A 21,174-nucleotide genomic window follows, 5' to 3' on the forward strand; every position below is an offset into this window, starting at 1 on the left:
CATCGGATGATTCTAGGGAGCGGTTTTGCTGCGCCGCGACAAGGTTTACCCTGACCGGGCTCGCCGCTCTCTTCAATCCGACGATGTCGCGTACTCCGCGCCGCACGCATGGCAGGCGGCCGTCTCGGGCCGCTCTTCCTCCGCCTCTCGAAATCGAAGCGGCGTTTTTTGCCCGTAGACCACCCAGCAGCGCGGACAGTGCTCCTGCCCCACGGTCGGCAGGTAGGCACGAGCGCGCTGTTCGGCGCGCTCTTCGGTCAAGGGCACGCCCTGGCGTTGGGCACGGGCCACTTCGCGCGCCGCCATCGTGTCGGTGCGTCCGCCCGCGTGGTCGTTGATGCCGTAGACAGCACGCGCAAACTCGATGGGAGCCTGCTTCAGCAGCGCCGCAAGGCGCTTGTCGGCATGAGCCCGATCAACCAGCGTTGACCGCGTATTCATCGGATCGCTTATCAAGAAATATGGAAAGAGGATGCAGAGAAGCCAAGGTAGCACAACAACATGGCCGAGGACTTTTTCCGCATCAACAGAAGGGACGATGTGCACCGGGGAACCCGGTGCATGCTCTGCTCAACGGATCCGGTGGTTGGCCGGGGTTGAAACAGAAATTGGTAGGCGCGATTGGACTCGAACCAACGACCCCCACCATGTCAAGGTGGTGCTCTAACCAGCTGAGCTACGCGCCTAAGGATGTGTCCGAGAAGCAGCTATTGTAGCAGGAGAAAACACGCTTTTCAGCGACGACGCGCAGATCGCACACCAATCACTGCCGTGACGAGGCCAAGAACCTGCGTGAGCCGCGCGGCATCGGCGATTTCAACGGTGAACGTCATCCACGCAGTGCCCTTGACCGATTGCGTCTGCACGCCGATCACGTTCATCTTCTCGCGCGCGAACACGTCGGAGATATCGCGCAGAAGACCCTGGCGGTCCGCCGCCTCGACGGCCACGTCCACCGCATACACAGGCGCATCGGCACCCTTCTTCGCAACGCCCCATTCCACATCGATGACGCGCTCGCCGTCCTTCGCCGCCATCATGCGGAAGTTGCTGCAATCGCCGCGGTGCACGCTGACACCATGGCCCCGCGTCACGAAGCCGCGAATGGCATCGGGCGGCGCGGGCTTGCAGCACTTGGCGAGCTGCGTCATCAACGAAGACACGCCCACCACCAGCACGCCGCCCTTGCCCGACTTCTCACTGCCGCGCGCCTTCTTGATGAGCACACCGTCATCCGGCCCCGGTGCGGGCTCGGGCGGACGCAGCAGCGTCTCGATGTTGCGCAGCGAGAACTCGTCCTTGCCCACCACTTCGAACAAATGGTCCGCCGACTTGAAGCCGAGCTGCGACGCCAGGTCCTCGAGCCGCACTGCCGTCTTGCCTTCGCGCTGCAGCAGCTTCTCGACCGCTTCGCGTCCACGCGCCACGGTCTCGTGCGTGATCTGCGCGTTGAACCATGCGCGGACCTTCGCGCGCGCACGGTGGCTGGCCAGATAGCCAAGTTCCGCATTGAGCCAGTCGCGCGACGGCCCGCCCTCCTTGGCCGCAATGATCTCGACCGTCTGCCCGTTCGACAGCGGCGTGTTCAACGGCACCATCGCACCATCGACGCGCGCTCCGCGGCAGCGATGGCCCAGCGTGGTGTGCACGGTGTAGGCAAAGTCGACGGGCGTCGCACCCTGCGGCAACTCGACGATGGCGGCATCGGGCGTCAGCACGTAGATGCGGTCGTCGAACAGGCCCTGCCCCTGCAGGCCGCCCGACAGATCGCGCTCCCACGCCAGCAGTTGCCGCAGCACCGCGATCTTCGCGTCGTACTCGCCACTCGCCCACACGCCCGCGTAGCCCTTGTGGCCCGCTTCCTTGTAGGCCCAGTGCGCCGCCACGCCATGCTCGGCGTGGTCATGCATTTCTTCGGTGCGGATCTGGATCTCGATCGGCTTTCCCGCCTTGCCATCCACCAGCTCGCGCACCACCGTGTGCAGCGACTGATACCCGTTGGGCTTGGGCCGCGCGATGTAGTCGTCGAACTCTTCGTCGATCGGCTGGAAATGCGAGTGCACCCACGCCAAGGCCGCATAGCAATCCTTGACGTCGGGCACCACCACGCGCAGTGCGAGGATGTCGAACACCTGTTCGAAGTCGAGCGACTTGCCGCGCATCTTCTTGACGATGCTGTAGATGTTCTTGGGGCGCCCCTGCACGGTGGCCTTGACGCCTTCGGCCTGCAGTTCGTGCTCGAGCTGCGAGCGCAGTTGCTCGATGTGCCCTTCGCGCTCGATGCGCTTTTCGTCGAGCAGGCGCGCGATCAGCTTGTAGGTTTCAGGCTCGAGGAAGCGGAACGAAAGGTCTTCGATTTCCCACTTCACCTGCCAGATGCCCAGCCGGTTGGCCAGCGGCGCGAACACCTGCAGCGACTCGCGCGCCACGCTCTCGGGCGCAGGCTGCTTGCTTGCAGCCGCATGCCGCAGCGTCTGCAGGCGCGAAGCCAGCCGCAGCATCACCACGCGAAGGTCGCGCGAGAACGCAAGCAGCATCTTGCGCACGTTCTCGGTCTGCGCGCCCGCGCCTTCGACGTGATGCCCCTGCGAAGCAGAGCGGGCCTGCTCCTGCACGCGCACCAGCTTGGTCGTCTCGACGGCGAGCGCTGCGAAGTTGTCGCCGAACACCTTGGCGATCACCTCCTGCGGGCGATTCAGGTGCTGGCACGAATAAACCAGGTAGCTCGCCGCCTGCATGGCCTCGGAGCCGCCCATCTTCGCGACGATGGCGGCCACCGCGTCGGCGTGCGCGAGCGAGTTCTCGCCCGTGTCGAGCTTCTCGTCGGCGATCAGCGGTTCGGCGAACGCACGCGCGCGCGCCAGCATGTTTTCCATCACCGGCGTACGGTCGGCCGTTGCCGCGGACAACGGGTAGTCGACCATGGCCGCGTCGGACATGGATGCCGTCTGGAGACTCGAAGAATCGCGCTTCACGCTTCAATCAATCAATCGAACAGGAAGTTGGTGACTGCGGCGATCTGCAGGGGATCGACAAAGGTCGGCGCGTGGCCCACGCCTTCGAACTCGACCAGCGCGGCGTGCGGGCCGCGCTGCGTCATGGCCAGCGCGGTTTCGCGCGACAACAGATCCGACTCGGCGCCGCGCGTGACGAGCGTGCGCGCTTCGATGGCGTCGTACAGGCTCCACATGATCGCGCCGCCCTGCGCCGCGGCCTCGGGCGTGATGGCGCGCAGCGCCACCCCGATGGCGGGGTCGTAGTGAAGCAGCCAGGCCCCTTCGTCGCCGCCAGCTTCGGCCTTGGCCGAACCATCGGCCGTGCGCTGCGACGCGGGCACCACCATGTGCTGCGACAGCGCCAGCCACTGCGCGGGCGTGTGCGGGCCGAAGCTGGTCGACAGCGTCCACATGGCATCAGCCGCCGCCTGCACGCTCGCGTAGGAACCGTTCTTCCCTACGTAGGCGCCAATGCGCTGCACTGCGGCCGGCTCGATCGTCGGACCGACGTCGTTCACGATGAAGCGGCGGATGGGCCGCGCCAGCGGGAGTTCCTTGTGGCCCGCGAGCACGAAGCCGATCAGCCCGCCCATGCTGGTGCCGAGGTAATCGAGCGCGCCGATGGCCCGCTCCCGATGGAGCTGGGCGATCAACGCGACCATGTCGGCCGCATACACCGGCACCTGATAGAAAGCGGGGTCGCGCAACCAGTCGCTGCGCCCGCGGCCCGCCACGTCGGGGCAGACCACGCGCACATCGCCGCCAGCGCGCGCCACGATGGCCTGGGCCAACAGGTCGAAATCGCGGCCCTGCCGGGTCAGCCCGTGCACGCAGATCACGACATGCGCACTGCGCGCGTCGCCCCATTGCCAATAGGCCATGCGATGGCCGCCTTGGGCGTCATCGCACGCCACGTAATGAAGCGTCGGTTCTGTCATGAAAACGAAGTCGTCCTGGTGCGGATAATTGTCTCGTCGCATCCTAATTCATCCGGAGATTGATCTTCATGCTCAAAGGCAAAACCGCGCTTGTCACGGGGTCCACCAGTGGCATTGGCCTCGCCATCGCCAAGGCTCTCGCTCAACAGGGCGCACACATCGTGCTCAACGGTTTCGGCGATGCCGAAGCCCCCAAGGCCCAGATCGAGGCGCTCGGCGTGCGCGCCGAGTACCACGGCGCCGACATGAGCAAACCCGACCAGATCGAAGACATGATGAAGTTCGCCGCGTCGAAGTTCGGCCGCGTCGACATCCTCGTGAACAACGCCGGCATCCAGCACGTGGCCAAGGTCGAAGACTTCCCCACCGAACGCTGGGACGCGATCATCGCGATCAATCTCACCAGCGCATTCCATACGACGCGGCTGGCGATTCCCGCGATGCGCGAAGCCAACTGGGGCCGCGTCATCAATATCGCCTCTGCTCATGGCCTCGTGGCATCCGCGCAGAAATCGGCCTATGTGGCCGCCAAGCACGGCATCGTCGGCCTGACCAAGTCGGTCGCGCTCGAAACCGCGACCACCGGCGTCACTGCCAATGCGATCTGCCCCGGCTGGGTGCTGACCCAGCTGGTGCAAAAGCAGATCGACGACCGCGCAGCACGCGAAGGCATCACGGCGGCGCAGGCGCAGAACGAGCTGCTGGGCGAAAAGCAGCCATCGCTGCAGTTCACCACCGTCGAGCAGTTGGGCGGCCTGGCCGTCTTCCTGTGCTCGCCGGCGGCCGATCAGGTGCGAGGCGTCGCCTGGGCCATGGACGGCGGCTGGACTGCCCAATAAAGGGTAGCCTGCCGGTACGCGCGCCCCTTACTTGAGCTGCACCGAGCCCGACACGCTCACCACCACGCTGGTCTTGCCGGCTTCGACCGGCACCGTCGAGTCGGACGAGAACGACTTGGCCTGCACCGCCATCATGCGCGGGCGGATCGGGCCGCCGTCGTTCGCGTTCACCGATACCTCGCGCAGCGTGTAGCCGCTGAAGCCGAAGCCCTTGGCCAGTTCGCCGGCCTTCTGCTTGAAGTTCTCGATGGCAATGTTCTGCGCCTCAGTCTCGGTCTTGGCGCGCTGCTCGCGGCTCAAGCCGAAGCCTACGTTGCCCACGCTGAGCGTCGTGATGCGGCCGGCCGCCTGGGTGATGCGCGGGAAGTCGCGGCCCTCGAGCACCAGCTCGGTCGAGCCCTGCCAGCCGTTGATCTTGCCGTCCTTGGAATAGCGCGGCGACAGGCTGAAGTTGCCTGTGCGCACGTCGAGCTGGCCCGCCTGAGCGTTCTTCTTCGCTTCGGCCAGGGCCGCGTCGAGCGCGGCCTTCAGCTGCGTCTGCACGGCGGCCGCGTCAGAGGCGTCGCGGGTGGTCACGAGCGTCATGCTCAGCATGTCCTGCTGCACTTCGACCGTGCCGGAAGCCGTCAGCTGCAGCACGTTCTGCGGTACCGGCGCAGCGGCGTTCTGGGCCAATGCGGTGCCCGCGGCGGCCAGGGCGGCGCACGCCGCGAGCAATTTGATTTTTTTCTTCAAGACGAAGTACTCCCTGAGTTGGTATGAAAAGACAAGACTGCGCCCGCAGGCCCGCGTATCAGCGGCGCTGGCTGCGCGGTGCGGTCAAGGACGGGCGGGCTGCGGGCAGTGGTACCGGCACGATCCGCTCGGCCGGCTGCGATTCTGCCGAATTGAGCAAAGCACCCGCCGCGGGCGGGGTCCATTGGCCGCGAACCTGCTGCCGCAGTTCGAACAGCTCGGCGGCAGTCAGGCGTCTGCCGGCAGCCGCCTGTTCGCGACGGGCCTCCTCGCGCTGCGCGGCGCGGTGGGCCGCCACCGCGTCGCGGACTTCGCTGCGGCGCACCTCGCCGACCCTGAAGAAATCGCCGGACATCGCCAGCGACGGACCACAGGCGAAAACGAGAATGAACGGCAGGGCGAAAAATGGATGTCTCATTGAGCGCAAGTCATCTGGAAATGTGACTTTGCCATCTCCGCGCGAACGTCGGATGACCAGACCGCGAGCGTCCGCAAGTTTTGTAACTTAGTGTCAAACCATAAGTAAATCCGACTCAACGAAGCATTAACGCCTTCAGAATCGGCCCTGTTACAAATTCATCGTTGTAGAAATGACTCAAGTTCCCGCTCGCACTGACAAGATCGTGATCGTCGACGACGACGCCCGCATCCGCGACCTCCTGCGCCGCTACCTGACGCAAGAAGGTTTCGAAGTGATCGTGGCCGAGGACGGCAAGGCGCTCAACCGCATCCTGTTGCGCGACACGGTCGACCTGATCGTGCTCGACCTGATGATGCCCGGCGAAGACGGCCTATCGGTCTGCCGCCGCCTGCGTGCCGCCAACGACCGCACGCCGATCATCATGCTCACCGCCAAGGGCGAGGACGTGGACCGCATCGTCGGCCTCGAAGTCGGCGCCGACGACTACCTGGGCAAGCCTTTCAACCCGCGCGAACTGCTGGCCCGTGTGCATGCCGTGTTGCGCCGCCGGCCGCCGCTGGAAGCGCCGGGCGCCCCCTCTACCGAGAACGAGACCGTCACTTTCGGCCCGTTCGCCTTTGATCTCGGCTCGCGCACCCTGAAGAAGGATGGCGAAGAGCTCTCGCTGACCACCGGCGAGTTCGCGATGCTGAAGGCGCTCGTGCGCCATCCGCGTCAACCGCTGTCGCGCGAAAAGCTGGCCCAGCTGGCGCGCGGGCGCGAGTTCGAGCCCTTCGACCGCAGCCTGGACGTGCAGATCTCGCGCCTGCGCAAGCTGGTCGAGTCCGACGCCGCGGCGCCGCGCTACATCCAGACCGTCTGGGGCGTCGGCTACGTGTTCGTGCCGGACGGCACGGCCTGACGCGCCGTTGACAGGTGGCCGTCGGCCAACCCACCAGACCCGGCGCGGCCCAGGAGGACGGCGCGCAGGTCACGATGCCGAGCCCGCTCGAAGCGGGCGCGCAACGTGACCGCCGCCCCGGCCTCAAGCTGGGCTTCAGCCTTTTCTGGCGCACTTTCTTTCTGCTCGCACTGCTGCTGATCGGCTGCACGGTCGCCTGGCTGCAGACCTTCCGCTCGCTCGAATACGAACCGCGTGCCATTCAAACCGCGCACCAGATCGCCTCGCTCGTGAACCTCACGCGCGCGGCGCTGGTGTATTCGGACGCGATCACCCGGGTGTCGCTGATCAAGACGCTGGCCGACCAGGAGGGCGTGCGCATCCTGCCGCGCGAACCCAACGACCGGTTCCAGCCCTACACCAGCGGCGCGCTCGACCTGCGCGTGACCGAGGAGCTGATCGAACAGTTGGGCGAAGGCACCACGGTGGCCAGCCGCGTGAACGACGAGGCCGGCCTCTGGATCGGCTTCACCATCGAGAGCGACACCTACTGGCTGCTGCTCGACCCGACACGCTTCAGCCGCGTGGGCGGGCGCACCTGGCTCGTCTGGCTCAGCACGGCGATGGCGCTCTCGCTGGCCGGCGCGGCGCTGATCACGCGGCTCATCAACCTGCCGCTCAAGCAGCTGTCGCGCGCGACCATGCAGGTGCGCGAAGGCGAGTACGAGGCGCACCGGCTCGACGAGCGCGCCCGCACCAACGAGATTCGCGCGGTCAACATCGGCTTCAACCGCATGGCGGACCAGCTCGCCAAGATCGAGCAGGACCGCGCCATCATGCTGGCCGGCATCTCGCACGACCTGCGCACGCCGCTCGCCCGGCTGCGGCTGGAAACCGAGATGAGCGTGGCCGACGAGGACGCGCGCGACCACATGGCGGCCGATATCGCCCAGCTCGACGCGATCATCGACAAGTTCCTTGATTACGCGCGGCCCGACCACGTCGATCCGCGCCCGGTGCTGCTGCGCGACGTGGTCGACGCCTGCACCTATGCGGTGCAGGACTACGAAGAGATGAACATCAAGGTCGAGGTCCCGTCCGACCTGCGGGTGATGGGCGACGAGGTCGAGCTCACGCGCGTGATCTCCAACCTGGTCGAGAACGCGCGGCGCTACGGCAAGTCGCCCTCCACGGGCGTGGCCGACGTGACGATCCAGGCGCAGGCCAACAACGACGCGGTGCTGATCAAGGTGCGCGATCACGGCGCGGGCGTCGAGCCCGCCCTGCTCTCGCAGCTGACCAAGCCCTTCTTCCGCGGCGACGCGGCGCGCACTTCGGCGGCCGGCGCGGGCCTGGGCCTGTCGATCGTGGCGAAGAACATCGAGCGCATGGGCGGCACCTTCGCGCTGACCAGTACGCCGGGCCGCGGCCTGGCGGCGCACATCCGGATGCCGCGCGCGATGCCGGCACCGAAGCCGGGCGAACTGCCGGGAGGCAGGAAGCCGGCCTGAGCCTCCGGATCCCTCAGCGGTGCAGAAGTACGGCCGCGCGGGCTTCCATCGCGCGGCCCTCGCCCACCGGGCCGAGCTTCTCGGCCGTCTTCGCTTTCACGTTCACCTGATCGACCGCAATGCCCAGCGTGCCGGCGATTCGCTGGCACATGAGCGGAATGTGCGGCGCGAGTTTGGGCGCCTGCGCGATCACGGTGCTGTCGACGTTGCCGATCTCCCAGCCCGCCGCGCGCACCCGGCGCGCCGCCTCGGCCAGCAGCACTGACGAATCGGCACCGCGGAACTGCTCGTCGGTATCCGGAAAATGCCGGCCGATGTCGCCGAGCCCCGCGCCACCCAGCAGGGCGTCGGTGATGGCGTGCAGCAGCACGTCGGCATCGGAATGTCCCAGCAGGCCGGTGGTGTGCGGCACCTCGACACCGCCCAGGATCAGCTTGCGCCCCGCCACCAGTTGGTGAATGTCCCAGCCCTCGCCGACACGGATGTTGAAGGCGCTCGTCATGCGATGCCCTTCTTGCGGCCCTGCAGGACCGCCTCGGCCAATGCGAAGTCTTCAGGGAACGTCACCTTGAAGTTCTGCGCGCTGCCCTGCACCAGCAACGGCGACAGGCCGATGGCCTCGATGGCGCCGGCCTCGTCGGTCACGGTGTCGCCCGTGCGCTCCAGCGCGTCGAGCAGCATGCCGATACGGAACATCTGTGGCGTCTGCGCCAGCCACTTGTCGGCGCGCGACAGCGTCTGGGCCACGCGGCTCTCGGCCGTCGACGCCTTCAGCGTGTCCGCCAGCCGGTGCGCCAGCAGGCCGCCGACGGCGTCGTGCTCGCAGGCCGCGATCAGCGCCTCGATCTGGCTCGACGTGACGAGGCAGCGCGCCGCGTCGTGCACCAGCACCCAGTCGTGCGCGCCGGCGCCCTTCTGCCGCAGTGCCACCAGGCCGTTGCGCACTGTGGCCGCGCGGGTCACGCCGCCCACGCGCAGCAGGTATTCGTTCTCGGCAGGAAAGCGCGGCAGCACCGCGTCCACATCGCGGTCGTCCGGCGACACCACCAGCGCCAGCCCGGCGAAGCGCCCCGCCAGCGCGCGGAAGGCCTCCAGCGTGTGGGCCACCATCGGCAGGCCGGCCAGCCGCCGGTACTGCTTGGGCTGCGTGGACTGCGCATGCCCCGCGCGATGGCCGGAGCCGGCACTCGGGATCAGCACGAAAAGTCGGGAAGAGGACATGAGGGCCCGGCGCCGGCGCTGGCCGGCAAGCGAATAAGGGGCCGCCATTCTAGAATCGACCGCTAAGCACACCCCTCGCCAGCCGGCGCGGGGTGTTGTGCATTTCCAGTAAGCGTTCCATGGACCTCCCCCACCTCACGGCGGGCAAGCGTTTCACGCTGCCGCGTCCCCCGTTATCGGCCGATGCACTGCTGCTGGCGCAGCTGGCCATGCGCGAAAAAGCCGCCGGGCGCGCTACGGCGATGTTCACGGCCGACGCCAACGACGCGCAGCGCCTGATCGACGAGATCGCCTTCTTCGCGCCCGAGCTGCGCTGCGCCTTGTTCCCCGACTGGGAGACGCTGCCCTACGACAGCTTCTCGCCCCACCAGGACCTGATCAGCGAGCGGCTGGCCACCCTCTGGCGCATCAGCCAGAAGGAGGCCGACGTGGTGCTGGTGCCCGCCACCACCGCCCTCTACCGCCTCGCACCTCCGGCCTTCCTGGCCGGCTACACCTTCCACTTCAAGGCCAAGCAGAAGCTCGAGGAATCGAAGCTCAAGGCCCAGCTCACGCTGGCCGGCTACACCCACGTGACGCAGGTGGTGAGCCCTGGCGAATACGCGGTGCGCGGCGGCCTGATCGACCTGTTTCCCATGGGCTCGCCGGTGCCGTTTCGCGTCGACCTGTTCGACGACGAGATCGACACGATCCGCACCTTCGACCCGGACACCCAGCGCAGCCTCTACCCCGTGCCCGAGGTGCGGCTGCTGCCCGGGCGCGAGTTCCCGATGGACGACGACGCGCGGGCGCGCTTTCGCAGCCGCTGGCGCGAACTGCTCGAAGGCGACCCGACCAAGAGCCGCATCTACAAGGACATGGGCAACGGCGTGGCCACCGCCGGCATCGAGTACTACCTGCCGCTGTTCTTCGACGAGACGGCCACGGTGTTCGACTACCTCGGCCCCGACGCCACCGTCGTGCTGCACGGTGACCTCGAACCCGCGTTCCAGCATTTCTGGCAGGACACGAACGAGCGCTACCGGCTGGTGCGCGGCGACCCCGAGCGCCCCGCCCTGCCGCCCGAGGCGCTGTTCCTGAGCGCCGAGCAGTTCTACCAGCGCGCCAAGCCGCATGCGCAACTCGCTATCCGCGGCGACGTTGCCACCGACGCGCCTTACGCCGAGTTCGACAAGCTGCCGCCCTTCGCCGTGGTGCGCGGCGCTGAGGATCCGCTGGTCGGCCTCAAGGCCCACATCAAGGCCACGCCCCACCGCGTGCTGCTGATCGCCGAGAGCGACGGCCGCCGCGAGAGCCTGCTCGACTTCCTGCGTGCCAGCGGCGTGAGCCCGCCGGCCTTCGATTCGCTGGCCGAGTTCGAAGCCTCCGCCGACGAAAAGATCGGCATCGCCACTGCCGCGCTGGCCTCGGGCTTCGCCTGGCGCGAACAGAGCATCGACCTCGTCACCGAGACCGAGCTGTTCGCCACTGCGCCCACCACGCGCCGGCGCAATAAGAAGCAGGAGCAGGTCAGCGACGTCGAGGCGCTGATCAAGGACCTGTCGGAACTCAACGTGGGCGACCCGGTGGTCCACACCGCGCACGGCATCGGCCGCTATCGCGGCCTGATCCACATGGACCTGGGCCAGGGCACTGACGCCGAAGGCAAGCCGCTGCTGCAGGAAATGCTGCACCTGGAGTACGCCGACAAGGCCACGCTCTACGTGCCCGTTTCGCAGCTGCACCAGATCAGCCGCTACACCGGCGTGAGCGCCGACGAGGCCCCGCTGCACAAGCTGGGCTCCGGCCAGTGGGAAAAGGCCAAGCGCAAGGCCGCCGAGCAGGTGCGCGACTCCGCTGCAGAGCTGCTCAACATCTACGCCCGCCGCGCCGCGCGCGAAGGCCATGCATTCCGCTACTCGCCGGCCGACTACGAGGTGTTCGCCAACGACTTCGGCTTCCAGGAAACCGCCGACCAGAAGGCGGCCATCCACGCCGTGGTGCAGGACATGATCTCGCCCCAGCCGATGGACCGCCTCGTGTGCGGCGACGTGGGCTTCGGCAAGACCGAGGTCGCGCTGCGCGCCGCCTTCATCGCCGTCACCGGCGGCAAGCAGGTGGCGTTCCTCGCGCCCACCACACTGCTGGCCGAGCAGCACTACCAGACGCTGGTCGACCGCTTCGCCAAGTGGCCCGTGAAGGTGGCCGAGATGAGCCGCTTCCGCTCCGCCAAGGAAATCAACGCCGCCGCCAAGGGCCTGGCCGAGGGCCAGGTCGACATCGTGGTCGGCACGCACAAGCTGCTGTCGCAGTCGGTCAAGTTCAAGAACCTGGGCCTGCTCATCATCGACGAGGAGCACCGCTTCGGCGTGCGCCACAAGGAGGCGATGAAGGCCATGCGCGCCGAGGTCGACGTGCTCACGCTCACGGCCACGCCGATTCCGCGCACGCTGGGCATGGCGCTCGAGGGCCTGCGCGACCTGAGCGTGATCGCCACCGCGCCGCAGCGGCGCCTTGCCATCAAGACCTTCGTGCGCAACGAAGGCACCGGCGTGATCCGCGAAGCCGTGCTGCGCGAGCTGAAGCGCGGCGGGCAGGTCTACTTCCTGCACAACGAGGTCGAGACCATCGAGAACCGGCGCCAGAAGCTGGAAGAAATATTGCCCGAGGCCCGCATCGCCGTGGCCCACGGCCAGATGCCCGAGCGCGAGCTGGAGCGCGTGATGCGCGACTTCGTGGCGCAGCGCTACAACCTGCTGCTGTGCTCGACCATCATCGAGACCGGCATCGACGTGCCGACCGCCAACACCATCGTGATGAGCCGCGCCGACAAGTTCGGCCTGGCGCAGCTGCACCAGTTGCGCGGCCGCGTCGGCCGCTCGCACCACCAAGCCTATGCCTACCTCATGGTGCCCGACACCGAGGGCCTGACCAAGCAGGCGGCGCAGCGGCTCGACGCCATCCAGCAGATGGAAGAGCTGGGCTCCGGCTTCTACCTTGCGATGCACGACCTCGAGATTCGCGGCACCGGCGAGGTGCTCGGCGAGAACCAGAGCGGCAACATGATGGAGATCGGCTTCCAGCTCTACAACGAGATGCTCAGCGAGGCCGTGCGCTCGCTCAAGGCCGGCCAGGAGCCCGACCTGCTGGCGCCGCTGTCGGTCACCACCGAAATCAACCTGCACGCGCCCGCCCTGCTGCCTGACGACTACTGCGGCGACGTGCACCTGCGCCTGTCGTTCTACAAGAAGCTGGCCACCGCGAAGACGCCCGACCAGATCGATACGCTGCTCGAAGAAATCGTCGACCGCTTCGGCAAGCTGCCGCCGCAGGCGCAGACGCTGATCGACACGCACCGCCTGCGGGTGCTGGCGCGGCCCTACGGCGTGGTCAAGGTCGATGCGGCGCCGGGCATCATCAACATCACGTTCAAGAAGGATGCGCCGGTCGATGGCATGGCCATCATCCAGCTGATTCAGAAGAACAAGCACATCAAGCTCGCCGGCAACGAGAAGCTGCGCATCGAGCGTGAGCTGAAGGAACCGAAAGAGCGAGCCCAGATGGTGCGCGACGTGCTGCGCAACCTGGGCCAACCCCTCGTCAAGGAAACCGTCACCGCATGAGCCCCATGAGCGCCATTCAAGAAATCTCCCCCGGCCTCGTCATCCAGCGCGTGAGGCCGCCGCTGAAGCTCGCCGACTTCAAGCTGATCGCGTTCGACATGGACTCGACGCTGATCAACATCGAATGCATCGACGAGATTGCGGATGCCGTCGGCAAGAAGGCCGAGGTCGCCGCGATCACCGAGGCCACGATGCGCGGCGAAATCAAGGACTTCAAGGAAAGCCTGCGCCGCCGCGTGGCGCTGCTGCAGGGTGTGCCGGTCGAGGCGCTGCAGCAGGTGTACGACGAGCGGCTGAAGCTCAACCCGGGCGCGAGCGAACTGGTGGCGGCCTGCAAGAAAGCCGGCCTCAAGGTGCTGCTGGTGTCGGGTGGCTTCACCTTCTTCGCGAACCGCGTGAAAGACCGGCTGGGCATCGACTTTGCGCGCTCCAACCTGCTCGATGAAGCCGATGGCAAGCTCACCGGCCAGGTGGTCACACAGAGCTGGGGCGACATCTGCGACGGCGCCGAGAAGCGCCGCACGCTGCTCGAAGTGGCATCGCTCATGGGCATTTCGCCGCAGGAAACCATCGCCGTGGGCGACGGCGCCAACGACTTGCCGATGATGGGCGAAGCCGGCCTCTCGGTGGCCTACCACGCGAAGCCGAAGGTTCGCGAGCAGGCCATGGTGGCTATCAACGAAGGCGGGCTGGACCGCGTTCTCGAAATACTGCGATGAGATTCTGGGGCGCGATTCGGGGTGTGATCACGCCGACGCGGTGACCTTTTTCGCGAATGTCCCCCGCTTCGCTCCTCCTTATTTCGCGAAAAAGGCCCCGCATCGACGTGATCGTTCAGAGCACTTGTTGATCAAGCGGAACAACGGCGGCGCTCGTTGTGCACAGGCCACCGGGTACTCCCCGCAGCGAAATAAAGGAGGAGCGAAGCGGGGGACATTCGCGGAGGGGAGTACCCGGTGGCCTGTGCACGCGCCCCGAACGACAGCGCCCAAAACAACAGACACAACGGACCACTGACATGACCGACACCACCCCGCTTTACCGCGCCGAAGCCCTCAAGGACTACGCGAACGCCCTGCTGCAAAAAGCCGGGCTCGCCGCGTCGATGGCCGACAGCGTCGCGCGCACGCTCGTCGAAGGCGACCTGCTGGGCCACGACACGCACGGCCTCGCGCTGCTGGCGGGCTACGTGAAGGAGCTGGAGTCGGGCGGCATGACGCGCGACGGCGAGCCCGAGGTGCTGTCCGACCGCCCCGCCGCCGTGCTCTGGGACGGCAAGCGCCTGCCCGGTCCCTGGCTCATGGACCAGGGCATGGACCTGCTGATTCCGCGTGCCCGCGAACTCGGCACCGCCTCGCTCGTCATCCGCCGCAGCCACCACATCGCCTGCCTCGCCGTCTACATGCTGCGCGCGCTGCAGGAAGACATGCTGATGCTGCTGGCCTGCTCCGACCCCAATGCCGCCAGCGTCGCGCCCTTCGGCGGCACGCAGGCCGTGTTCACGCCGAATCCGCTGGCCATGGGCTTTCCGCTCTCGCAAGGCGGCGTGATGGTCGACATCTCGGCCTCCATCACCACCAACGGCATGAGCAACCGCAAGCGCGCGGCGGGCGAGACCTTCGCCGAGGAATGGCTGATCGACGCTGCCGGCAAGCCGTCGAACGACCCGCAGGTGCTGTTCGACCAGCCGCCCGGCACGCTGCTGCCGGTCGGCGGGCTGAGCCACGGCCACAAGGGCTACGGCATGGCACTGCTGGTCGAGACGCTCACGGCCGGCCTCGCGGGCCACGGCCGGGCCGATCCGCCCGAAGGCTGGGGCGCGACGGTGCACATCACGCTGCACGATCTGAATGCCTTCGGCGGCAAGGAGGACTTCCTGCGCCAGATGGACCATGTGGCGGCGAAGTGCCGCGGCAACATGCCCATCGACCCGGCCAAGCCTGTGCGGCTGCCGGGCGAAGGCGGTTTGAAGCGTCGGGAAGTGCAGGCCAGGAACGGGGTGCGGCTGCACCCGTCGATTGCGCGCTCGCTGCAGGATGCGGAGCAGCGGTACGGCCTGCGGCTGGCGCAGGCGCAGGTCTGACGAAGGGTTATTCCTCTTCGGAATCGGCGGCAGCGCCCTGTTCGCCTTCAGGCCGCGGCTTGCGCTTGCCGGGCTTGGCCAGGATCTCGATGTAGAACTGCTTGCCGCCTTCCTTCACCACGCCGTCGATGAGGCCCGTGATGGCGGAAAGGTGGATGACTTCGGCGGATTCCTGGGCCGCGCCGAACTTGCAATCGAAGTCCCAGAAATCGCTGCCTTCGGGCAATTCGCGCCGCCGCTCGCGCTTGATGTACTTGCGGATCTCGTGCTTGATGGCTTCGAGGAGACGGTCGGGGTGCTTGCCCTCGACCTGAAGCTGAAAGGTTTTTCTCATGGGTGATCGTAACCAATGTGGATGCCGCCGATTCGCGCGCCATCCGATGCCCTCGATGGGCACCGATCTTGCTCGCTACCATGGCTGCCGAGCAATTTCCACAGCGGCCATGCCGAATCGCCCATGCTGACCTACTTCCATCCAGAGCAGCTGCTGCACCATCCGCGCAGCTACCTGTCGCGCGGACAGATGCGCACACCGCAGGAGATTCCCGAGCGCGCGCTTCGACTCGTCGCCGCCGTGCAATCGCTCGGCTTCGATCTCCGGGCACCGGCCGATGCCGGCATGGCGCCATTGGCCGCCGTGCACAGCGCCGACTACCTGCGCTTTCTCGAGGACGCGCACGGCGAATGGAAGCAGATGCCGCCCGACTGGGGCGACGAGGTGATGTCGAACGTCTACGTGCGCGAGCCCAACCGCCTGCGCGGCGTGCTGGCCAAGGCGGCACGCTACCTTGCCGACGGCAGCTGCCCGGTCGGGGCCGAGACCTGGCGCTCCGCGTACTGGTCGGCCCAGAGCGCGGTGGCCGGCGCGGCGGCCATCGTCGACGGCGCCCCTGCAGCCTATGCACTGTGCCGCCCGCCCGGCCACCATGCGCGCGTCGATGCCGCTGGCGGCTTCTGCTACCTCAACAACGCAGCCATCGCCGCCCAGGCGTTGCGCGGGCGCTTCGCTCGCGTGGCGGTCCTCGATACTGACATGCACCACGGCCAGGGGGTGCAGGAAATCTTCTACGACCGCAGCGACGTGCTGTATGTCTCGATCCACGGCGACCCGACCAACTTCTACCCTGCCGTCGCCGGCTACGACGACGAGCGCGGGGCCGGCGACGGCGATGGCTTCAACGTCAATTTCCCGATGCCGCACGGGGCACCGGAAGCGACCTTCTTCGAGCGCGTCGACGATGCGGCGGGTGTGCTGCAACGCTTCGCGCCGGACGCGCTGGTCCTGGCCCTCGGGTTCGACATCTACAAGGACGATCCCCAGTCGCAGGTCGCGGTGACGACCGAGGGTTTCGGCCGTCTGGGCAAGGCCATAGGCGCGCTGGGCCTGCCTACGTTGATCGTCCAGGAAGGCGGCTATCACCTCGACAGCCTGGAGGCCAACGCACGCGCTTTCTTCGGGGGATTTGCAGGTATTGCGTGAGGGTACAGTCGGCGCTTCGAACGAAAGCAGGTGGAGACATGGCGCGCGCAAACGACTGGGCAAGCAAGGTGATGGCATTGATCAACGGTGGCAACCCCGCCGCAGCCATCGCACAGATCAAGGTCGCGCCCTCGGTCAAGGACCTGAAGGCGCTGCAGACCATCATGACGTTGTCGAAAATGAAAGGCCGCTATCCGAATGTGGATGCGGCCATTTCGGACAACCTGGACCTGCTTGCAGCGCCCCGGCTGCACCGGTCCCCCTGATCGGATTGACGACTACAGCGCCTGACCCAGGCGCTTCACGCCCTCTTCGATCTTCGCCACGTCGGCCGTCGCAAAGCTCAGCCGCAGCGTGGCCACATCGGGCTTCTCCGCGAAGAACGGCGCGCCGGGCACGAAGGCCACGAGCTTCTCGATCGCTCGCTTCGCCAGTTCGTTCGCATCGGCCAGCTTGCCATTGGCGCCCGTGAGGCGAGCCCAGAAGAACAAGCCGCCATTGGGCTGGGTGAAGCTCACTGCATCGCCCAGCTCGCGCTTGAGCGCCGCGCCCATGGCCTGGGCCCGCTGGCCGTACACCTCGCGCACGTGCGCGAGCGTGGCCGGCATGCGGCCGCTCTTCAGGTACTGCGCGGCGGTGGCTTGCGAGAACGTGCTCGTGTGCGCGTCGCTGAACTGCTTGCACATCGTCGCCTTGGCCAGCAGCTCGGGCGGCGCGATCATCCAGCCGATGCGCAGGCCCGGGCTCAGCACCTTGCTCAGGCTGCCGCAGTGCGCCAGCAGCTCGCGGCTGCCCGGCACGTCCTTGCTCAGGGCCAGGATGGAGGGCGGGGGCGCTTCGCCGAAATAGAGGTCGCCATAGGGGTCGTCCTCGACGATCAGCGTCTGGTACTTCACGGCCAGTTCGAGCACCTTCTTGCGGCGCTCCAGCGTCAGCATCGCGCCGCTGGGGTTGCCGAAGGTCGGGATCAGGTAGACGAACTTGGGCTTGTGCTCGGCGATGAGCTTCTCGAGCTCGTCGGTCTTCACGCCGTTGGCGTCGATGGGCGCGCTGATGAGCTGCGCGCCGTACAGGCGAAAGCACTGGATGGTTGCCAGGAAGGTCGGGCCCTCGACGATCACCTTGTCGCCGGGCGAGATCATGGTCTTGCCCAGCAGGTCGAGTGCCTGCTGGCTGCCGGTGGTGACGATCAGGCCGCTGGGGTCGACCTCGACGCCCTTGGTCTTCATGAAGGCGCTGAGCTGCGTGCGCAGCGGCTCATAGCCTTCGGTGGCGCCGTACTGCAGCGCGCCGCCGGGTTCTTCGGTGAGCGCCTTCTGGCTCGCCTCTTTGAGGCCCTCGACGTCGAACATGGCGCTGTCGGGGAAGCCGCCTGCGAAGCTGATGATGCCGGGCTTGCCCAGCAGCTTGAAGAGTTCGCGGATGGCGGAGGTCTCGACGTTGTCGAGGCGGGAGGCGAATTGCATGGTCGGTCTCACTTTCTGGGGTGCCATTGTCGCGAAAGCGGCGGGCAATAAAGCTGCGTAAGGCTATCGCCTTTCAACGATATATTGCGCGTGCCGCCCCCACGAAGCCCCATGAAAAAAAACGACATCCCCCTCTTCTTCGCCACCCTGCAGGCGGCCAACCCCGAACCCGAGACCGAACTCGAATACACCACGCCCTTCGAGTTGCTGGCCGCCGTGCTGCTGTCGGCGCAGGCCACCGACGTGGGCGTGAACAAGGCCACGCGCAAGCTGTATCCGGTGGCGAATACGCCGCAGGCCATCCTCGAGCTGGGTGTCGAGGGGCTGGAGGCGTACATCAAGACCATCGGCCTGTACCGCAGCAAGGCGAAGCACCTGATCGAGGCCTGCCGCATGCTGGTGGAACTGCACGCCGGCGAGGTACCACGCACCCGCGCCGAGCTCGAGGCGCTGCCGGGCGTCGGTCGCAAGACCGCGAACGTGGTGCTCAACGTGGCCTTCGGCGAGCCGACCATGGCGGTCGACACGCACATCTTCCGTGTCGGCAACCGCACCGGTCTCGCGCCCGGCAAGACTCCGCTGGAGGTGGAACTCAAGCTCGAGAAGCGCGTCCCACAGGAGTACAGGCTGCATGCGCACCATTGGCTCATCCTGCATGGCCGCTACATCTGCGTGGCACGCAAGCCGCGCTGCTGGGAGTGCGCGGTGGCCGCTTTCTGCGCCTACAAGCCAAAGACACCGATGCCGAAGACGGCCTGAGACCGACGACGAATGACGACGACACGAAAGAACGACTCCCGGGCACTGCTGGCCGCCACGCTGCTCGCTGCCCTCCTTCCGGCCGCGGCATGGTCGCAGCAGGGCGGCGGCCTGCCGCCCGAGGCCATGGCACTCTACGGCGGCCGCTGGTCGACGAACTGCGCCAACGCGGCCGCACCGACGCTGCAGGTGCGCCAGGACATGCTGATCGCCGAAAGCGGCAAGCGCCGCGTGACCGGCAACGAACCGCAGGCCGCCCACAGCTTCTTCGGCAACCGCCCACCGCCGGCGGGCTTCGACGTGGCGCTGATGAGCAGCGCGGGCAAGTCCGGCTCCATGACCTTCCTCGTCTACCGCGAAGCGCGCGGCCAGTACATCGCACTGGACGCCGACAAGCCGGTCGCCGGACAACTCGGCCCCGACATGATGAAGCTGCGCTACTGGCGCTGCAACGGCGCCGTGCGGGCCATGCCCCCTCCGGTCGAGCCCGCCGTCAAGGCGCCTCCCCCGCCCACGGGCAGCCCCGCGGCGCTGGCGCGGGGCCCGGCCATGGAGAAGGCGTGGCGCGCCGCCCTGGGCACGCGCGAGAACGACCGCTGGCTGGTGCGCCGCGAAGGCCCGGCGCCCGAACCGCAATGGGTCACGGTCGAGGGCACGCGCTACCTCCTGCACGCCTTCTGCAAGCCGCACGACTGCTACGACAACAACGCGATCGCGCTCTACGACCAGGGCTCCGGCCGCCTCTACGGCCTGGTGCAGCGCCACGGCAGCAACCGCTTCCTGGGCACGCCGTCAGCGGCACTGGCGCCGCAGCTGGAGCGGCTCTGGCGCGAACAGTGGCGGCAGAAGAACTGAGCCGCATCGACGCTGTCTGACGACAGCTAATTGTCGAAAGTCAGCCAACCGCCGAACGCCAGCTCCCCGGCAGGCCAGTCGGTGGCGGCTCCAGGGCAGCGGGTGCCGCGCTGCAGCAACGTTACCGCCCGCAGCACGCCGGCGTGCGTGATCCACAGCGCATCGCCCTCGCCCACAAGCCATTCGTCATGCGCGGCGGCCACGCGCTGCATGAATGCGCGCACGCTTTCGCCATGGCCTCCGGCAGGCGCATCGGCGAAATTGCCGGTCCAGGCGTCGAATTCCTCGCGTGCGATGGCGGACCACGGCCGCCCTTCCCAGGCGCCGAAGTTCATCTCGGCCAGCCGTGCGTCGTGCCGTACCCGAAGATCGGGGCGCAACGCGGCGATGGCATCGGCCAGCCCGGCACACCGCCGCAGCGGCGAACTGCGCACGGTGATGCCCGCAGGGAGCAAAGGCGCGATGCGCTGCGCAGCGGCGAGCGTGGCGTCCGCATGGGCTTCGAGGTCCGTGGCGCCGTAGCACAGGCCGGGCTCGGCCATCACGGGCGCATGGCGCTGGAGCCAGAGCGTCCTTCGGGCGGCGTCGCTCATGCGCGCCACGCCAGCGCGAGGTAGATCGCCAGCTCGCAGACCTGCTGGGTGGCGCCAAGGCCGTCGCCGGTGAAGCCCTGCAGCCGGCGCATGAAAAGACGCGCCATCCAGCCCGCGGCAACAACGGCCGCAAGCACGGCCGCCACGCTGTGCGCCACATCATGTGCATACAGCAGCAGTGCCACCGCCGGCAGCGCCCACACCACCGCGATCAGCAAAGCGCCACCGCTGATCGCATCCGCCAGCGGCTTCGCCTTGCTCGCCCCGCTGTCGCCCACATAAGGCAACCACCGGATCAGGAACAGCGGCATCAGCCGCGACAGCACATGCGCGCCGACGATGGCGACAACAACCGCCTGCAGGCCGTGCCCGGCCAGCACTGCGAGCAGCGCGCATTTCAGGCCCAGCGCCAGCACCAGCGCCAGCGCACCGAAGGCGCCGATGCGCGAGTCCTTCATGATCTCCAGCGCCCGGTCGCGGTTGGCCGAACCGCCCAGGCCATCGGCCACGTCGGCCAAGCCGTCTTCATGGAAGGCGCCGGTCAGCATCACGGTGGCCGTGGTGCTCAGCACGGCGGCTGCCAGCGCACCAGCGACACCCGGCAGCCCCATGCCCACACCCACGAACACCAGCGCCGCCACGCCGCCTGCCAGCCATCCGATGCCGGGCAGATGCGCCGCGCTCGAACGCAGCATCTGCGGACTGAAGCCGACCCACGCAGCCAGCGGCCCCGTCACCGGCACGCGCGTGAAGAACTGCAGCGCGAGCAGGAAATGGCGAACGCCGTTCATCCGC

General features: G+C 67.4%; 21 protein-coding genes and 1 tRNA gene. 10 read left to right on the forward strand and 12 right to left on the reverse strand.

The genetic code is table 11. From position 1 onward, the window contains the following. Nucleotides 1-72 precede the first annotated feature (72 nt). From ASC92_RS19665 to ASC92_RS19680, 4 genes are all read right to left on the reverse strand, one after another. A complete protein-coding gene (locus tag ASC92_RS19665) occupies nucleotides 73-546 on the reverse strand; it encodes a hypothetical protein (protein WP_235505901.1) in 474 nt (157 codons plus the stop codon). A gap of 63 nt (nucleotides 547-609) precedes the next feature. After that, nucleotides 610-686, reverse strand: a tRNA-Val gene (locus ASC92_RS19670). Nucleotides 687-734: 48 nt separating this feature from the next. Beyond that, nucleotides 735-2,939, reverse strand: a complete 2,205-nt coding sequence (locus ASC92_RS19675) for a RelA/SpoT family protein (RefSeq protein ID WP_414820414.1) — start codon at nucleotides 2,937-2,939, stop codon at nucleotides 735-737. A 47-nt stretch (nucleotides 2,940-2,986) separates the two neighbouring features. Next, complete coding sequence (locus ASC92_RS19680) at nucleotides 2,987-3,976, reverse strand: alpha/beta fold hydrolase (protein ID WP_056518813.1); 990 nt, start codon at nucleotides 3,974-3,976, stop codon at nucleotides 2,987-2,989. 26 nt (nucleotides 3,977-4,002) lie between these two features. Here ASC92_RS19680 and ASC92_RS19685 point away from each other — a divergent pair, with 26 nt between their 5' ends. Further along, the gene (locus ASC92_RS19685; RefSeq protein ID WP_056519156.1) at nucleotides 4,003-4,773 is read left to right on the forward strand and encodes a 3-hydroxybutyrate dehydrogenase; all 771 of its coding nucleotides are present in this window, start codon (nucleotides 4,003-4,005) and stop codon (nucleotides 4,771-4,773) included. Between the two features lie 27 nt (nucleotides 4,774-4,800). On the opposite strand, the gene ASC92_RS19690 is transcribed toward ASC92_RS19685, so the two are convergent. Together ASC92_RS19690 and ASC92_RS28165 are read right to left on the reverse strand one after the other, a co-directional pair. Continuing rightward, nucleotides 4,801-5,508: an SIMPL domain-containing protein gene (locus ASC92_RS19690; RefSeq protein ID WP_056518815.1), complete on the reverse strand. Its 708-nt coding sequence runs from the start codon at nucleotides 5,506-5,508 to the stop codon at nucleotides 4,801-4,803. A 58-nt stretch (nucleotides 5,509-5,566) separates the two neighbouring features. Next, nucleotides 5,567-5,926: a hypothetical protein gene (locus ASC92_RS28165; protein ID WP_082519641.1), complete on the reverse strand. Its 360-nt coding sequence runs from the start codon at nucleotides 5,924-5,926 to the stop codon at nucleotides 5,567-5,569. A 172-nt stretch (nucleotides 5,927-6,098) separates the two neighbouring features. On the opposite strand from ASC92_RS28165, the gene ompR reads away from it, so the two are divergent. Together ompR and ASC92_RS19705 are read left to right on the forward strand one after the other, a co-directional pair. Then, a complete protein-coding gene (gene ompR, locus ASC92_RS19700) occupies nucleotides 6,099-6,830 on the forward strand; it encodes a two-component system response regulator OmpR (RefSeq protein WP_007837017.1) in 732 nt (243 codons plus the stop codon). A gap of 74 nt (nucleotides 6,831-6,904) precedes the next feature. Beyond that, a complete protein-coding gene (locus ASC92_RS19705) occupies nucleotides 6,905-8,320 on the forward strand; it encodes a sensor histidine kinase (protein ID WP_056518819.1) in 1,416 nt (471 codons plus the stop codon). A 13-nt stretch (nucleotides 8,321-8,333) separates the two neighbouring features. On the opposite strand, the gene ispF is transcribed toward ASC92_RS19705, so the two are convergent. Beyond that, nucleotides 8,334-8,822, reverse strand: a complete 489-nt coding sequence (gene ispF, locus ASC92_RS19710) for a 2-C-methyl-D-erythritol 2,4-cyclodiphosphate synthase (RefSeq protein ID WP_007837020.1) — start codon at nucleotides 8,820-8,822, stop codon at nucleotides 8,334-8,336. Beyond that, complete coding sequence (ispD, locus tag ASC92_RS19715; protein WP_056518821.1) at nucleotides 8,819-9,541, reverse strand: 2-C-methyl-D-erythritol 4-phosphate cytidylyltransferase; 723 nt, start codon at nucleotides 9,539-9,541, stop codon at nucleotides 8,819-8,821. The genes ispF and ispD overlap by 4 nt, the downstream gene beginning before the upstream one ends. A gap of 119 nt (nucleotides 9,542-9,660) precedes the next feature. Here ispD and mfd point away from each other — a divergent pair, with 119 nt between their 5' ends. From mfd to ASC92_RS19730, 3 genes are all read left to right on the forward strand, one after another. Further along, entirely contained in the window at nucleotides 9,661-13,143 is a 3,483-nt protein-coding gene (gene mfd, locus ASC92_RS19720) for a transcription-repair coupling factor (RefSeq protein WP_056518822.1), read from the forward strand. Nucleotides 13,144-13,148: 5 nt separating this feature from the next. Next, on the forward strand, nucleotides 13,149-13,862 hold the full coding sequence (gene serB / locus ASC92_RS19725; RefSeq protein WP_056519157.1) for a phosphoserine phosphatase SerB: 714 nt from the start codon (nucleotides 13,149-13,151) through the stop codon (nucleotides 13,860-13,862). A 299-nt stretch (nucleotides 13,863-14,161) separates the two neighbouring features. Further along, nucleotides 14,162-15,226 (forward strand): Ldh family oxidoreductase, encoded by a 1,065-nt coding sequence (locus ASC92_RS19730; RefSeq protein WP_056518824.1) that lies wholly within the window; start codon nucleotides 14,162-14,164, stop codon nucleotides 15,224-15,226. A gap of 7 nt (nucleotides 15,227-15,233) precedes the next feature. On the opposite strand, the gene ASC92_RS19735 is transcribed toward ASC92_RS19730, so the two are convergent. Further along, nucleotides 15,234-15,560 (reverse strand): DUF6172 family protein, encoded by a 327-nt coding sequence (locus tag ASC92_RS19735; RefSeq protein ID WP_056518826.1) that lies wholly within the window; start codon nucleotides 15,558-15,560, stop codon nucleotides 15,234-15,236. Between the two features lie 123 nt (nucleotides 15,561-15,683). Between ASC92_RS19735 and ASC92_RS19740 the strand changes: the two genes are divergently transcribed. Together ASC92_RS19740 and ASC92_RS19745 are read left to right on the forward strand one after the other, a co-directional pair. Further along, nucleotides 15,684-16,706 carry a histone deacetylase family protein gene (locus ASC92_RS19740; protein WP_056519159.1) on the forward strand — a complete coding sequence of 341 codons (1,023 nt, stop codon included), beginning with the start codon at nucleotides 15,684-15,686 and terminating at the stop codon, nucleotides 16,704-16,706. A gap of 38 nt (nucleotides 16,707-16,744) precedes the next feature. Beyond that, the gene (locus tag ASC92_RS19745) at nucleotides 16,745-16,972 is read left to right on the forward strand and encodes a hypothetical protein (protein WP_007837035.1); all 228 of its coding nucleotides are present in this window, start codon (nucleotides 16,745-16,747) and stop codon (nucleotides 16,970-16,972) included. Between the two features lie 12 nt (nucleotides 16,973-16,984). Here the strand turns inward: ASC92_RS19745 and ASC92_RS19750 are convergent, their stop codons facing one another. Next, complete coding sequence (locus tag ASC92_RS19750) at nucleotides 16,985-18,172, reverse strand: PLP-dependent aminotransferase family protein (protein WP_056518828.1); 1,188 nt, start codon at nucleotides 18,170-18,172, stop codon at nucleotides 16,985-16,987. A gap of 111 nt (nucleotides 18,173-18,283) precedes the next feature. Between ASC92_RS19750 and nth the strand changes: the two genes are divergently transcribed. Continuing rightward, nucleotides 18,284-18,931: an endonuclease III gene (gene nth, locus ASC92_RS19755; RefSeq protein WP_056518831.1), complete on the forward strand. Its 648-nt coding sequence runs from the start codon at nucleotides 18,284-18,286 to the stop codon at nucleotides 18,929-18,931. Between the two features lie 12 nt (nucleotides 18,932-18,943). Then, entirely contained in the window at nucleotides 18,944-19,786 is an 843-nt protein-coding gene (locus ASC92_RS19760; RefSeq protein WP_056518833.1) for an Ivy family c-type lysozyme inhibitor, read from the forward strand. A 26-nt stretch (nucleotides 19,787-19,812) separates the two neighbouring features. On the opposite strand, the gene ASC92_RS19765 is transcribed toward ASC92_RS19760, so the two are convergent. Then, on the reverse strand, nucleotides 19,813-20,379 hold the full coding sequence (locus ASC92_RS19765; protein ID WP_056518835.1) for a histidine phosphatase family protein: 567 nt from the start codon (nucleotides 20,377-20,379) through the stop codon (nucleotides 19,813-19,815). Beyond that, nucleotides 20,376-21,170, reverse strand: coding sequence for an adenosylcobinamide-GDP ribazoletransferase (locus ASC92_RS19770; RefSeq protein WP_056518838.1), 795 nt, complete (start codon nucleotides 21,168-21,170; stop codon nucleotides 20,376-20,378). The genes ASC92_RS19765 and ASC92_RS19770 overlap by 4 nt, the downstream gene beginning before the upstream one ends. Between the last annotated feature and the right edge of the window lie 4 nt (nucleotides 21,171-21,174).

Origin of the sequence: Variovorax sp. Root411 (assembly GCF_001425205.1) — a bacterium.
In the GTDB taxonomy this organism is placed as follows: domain Bacteria; phylum Pseudomonadota; class Gammaproteobacteria; order Burkholderiales; family Burkholderiaceae_C; genus Variovorax.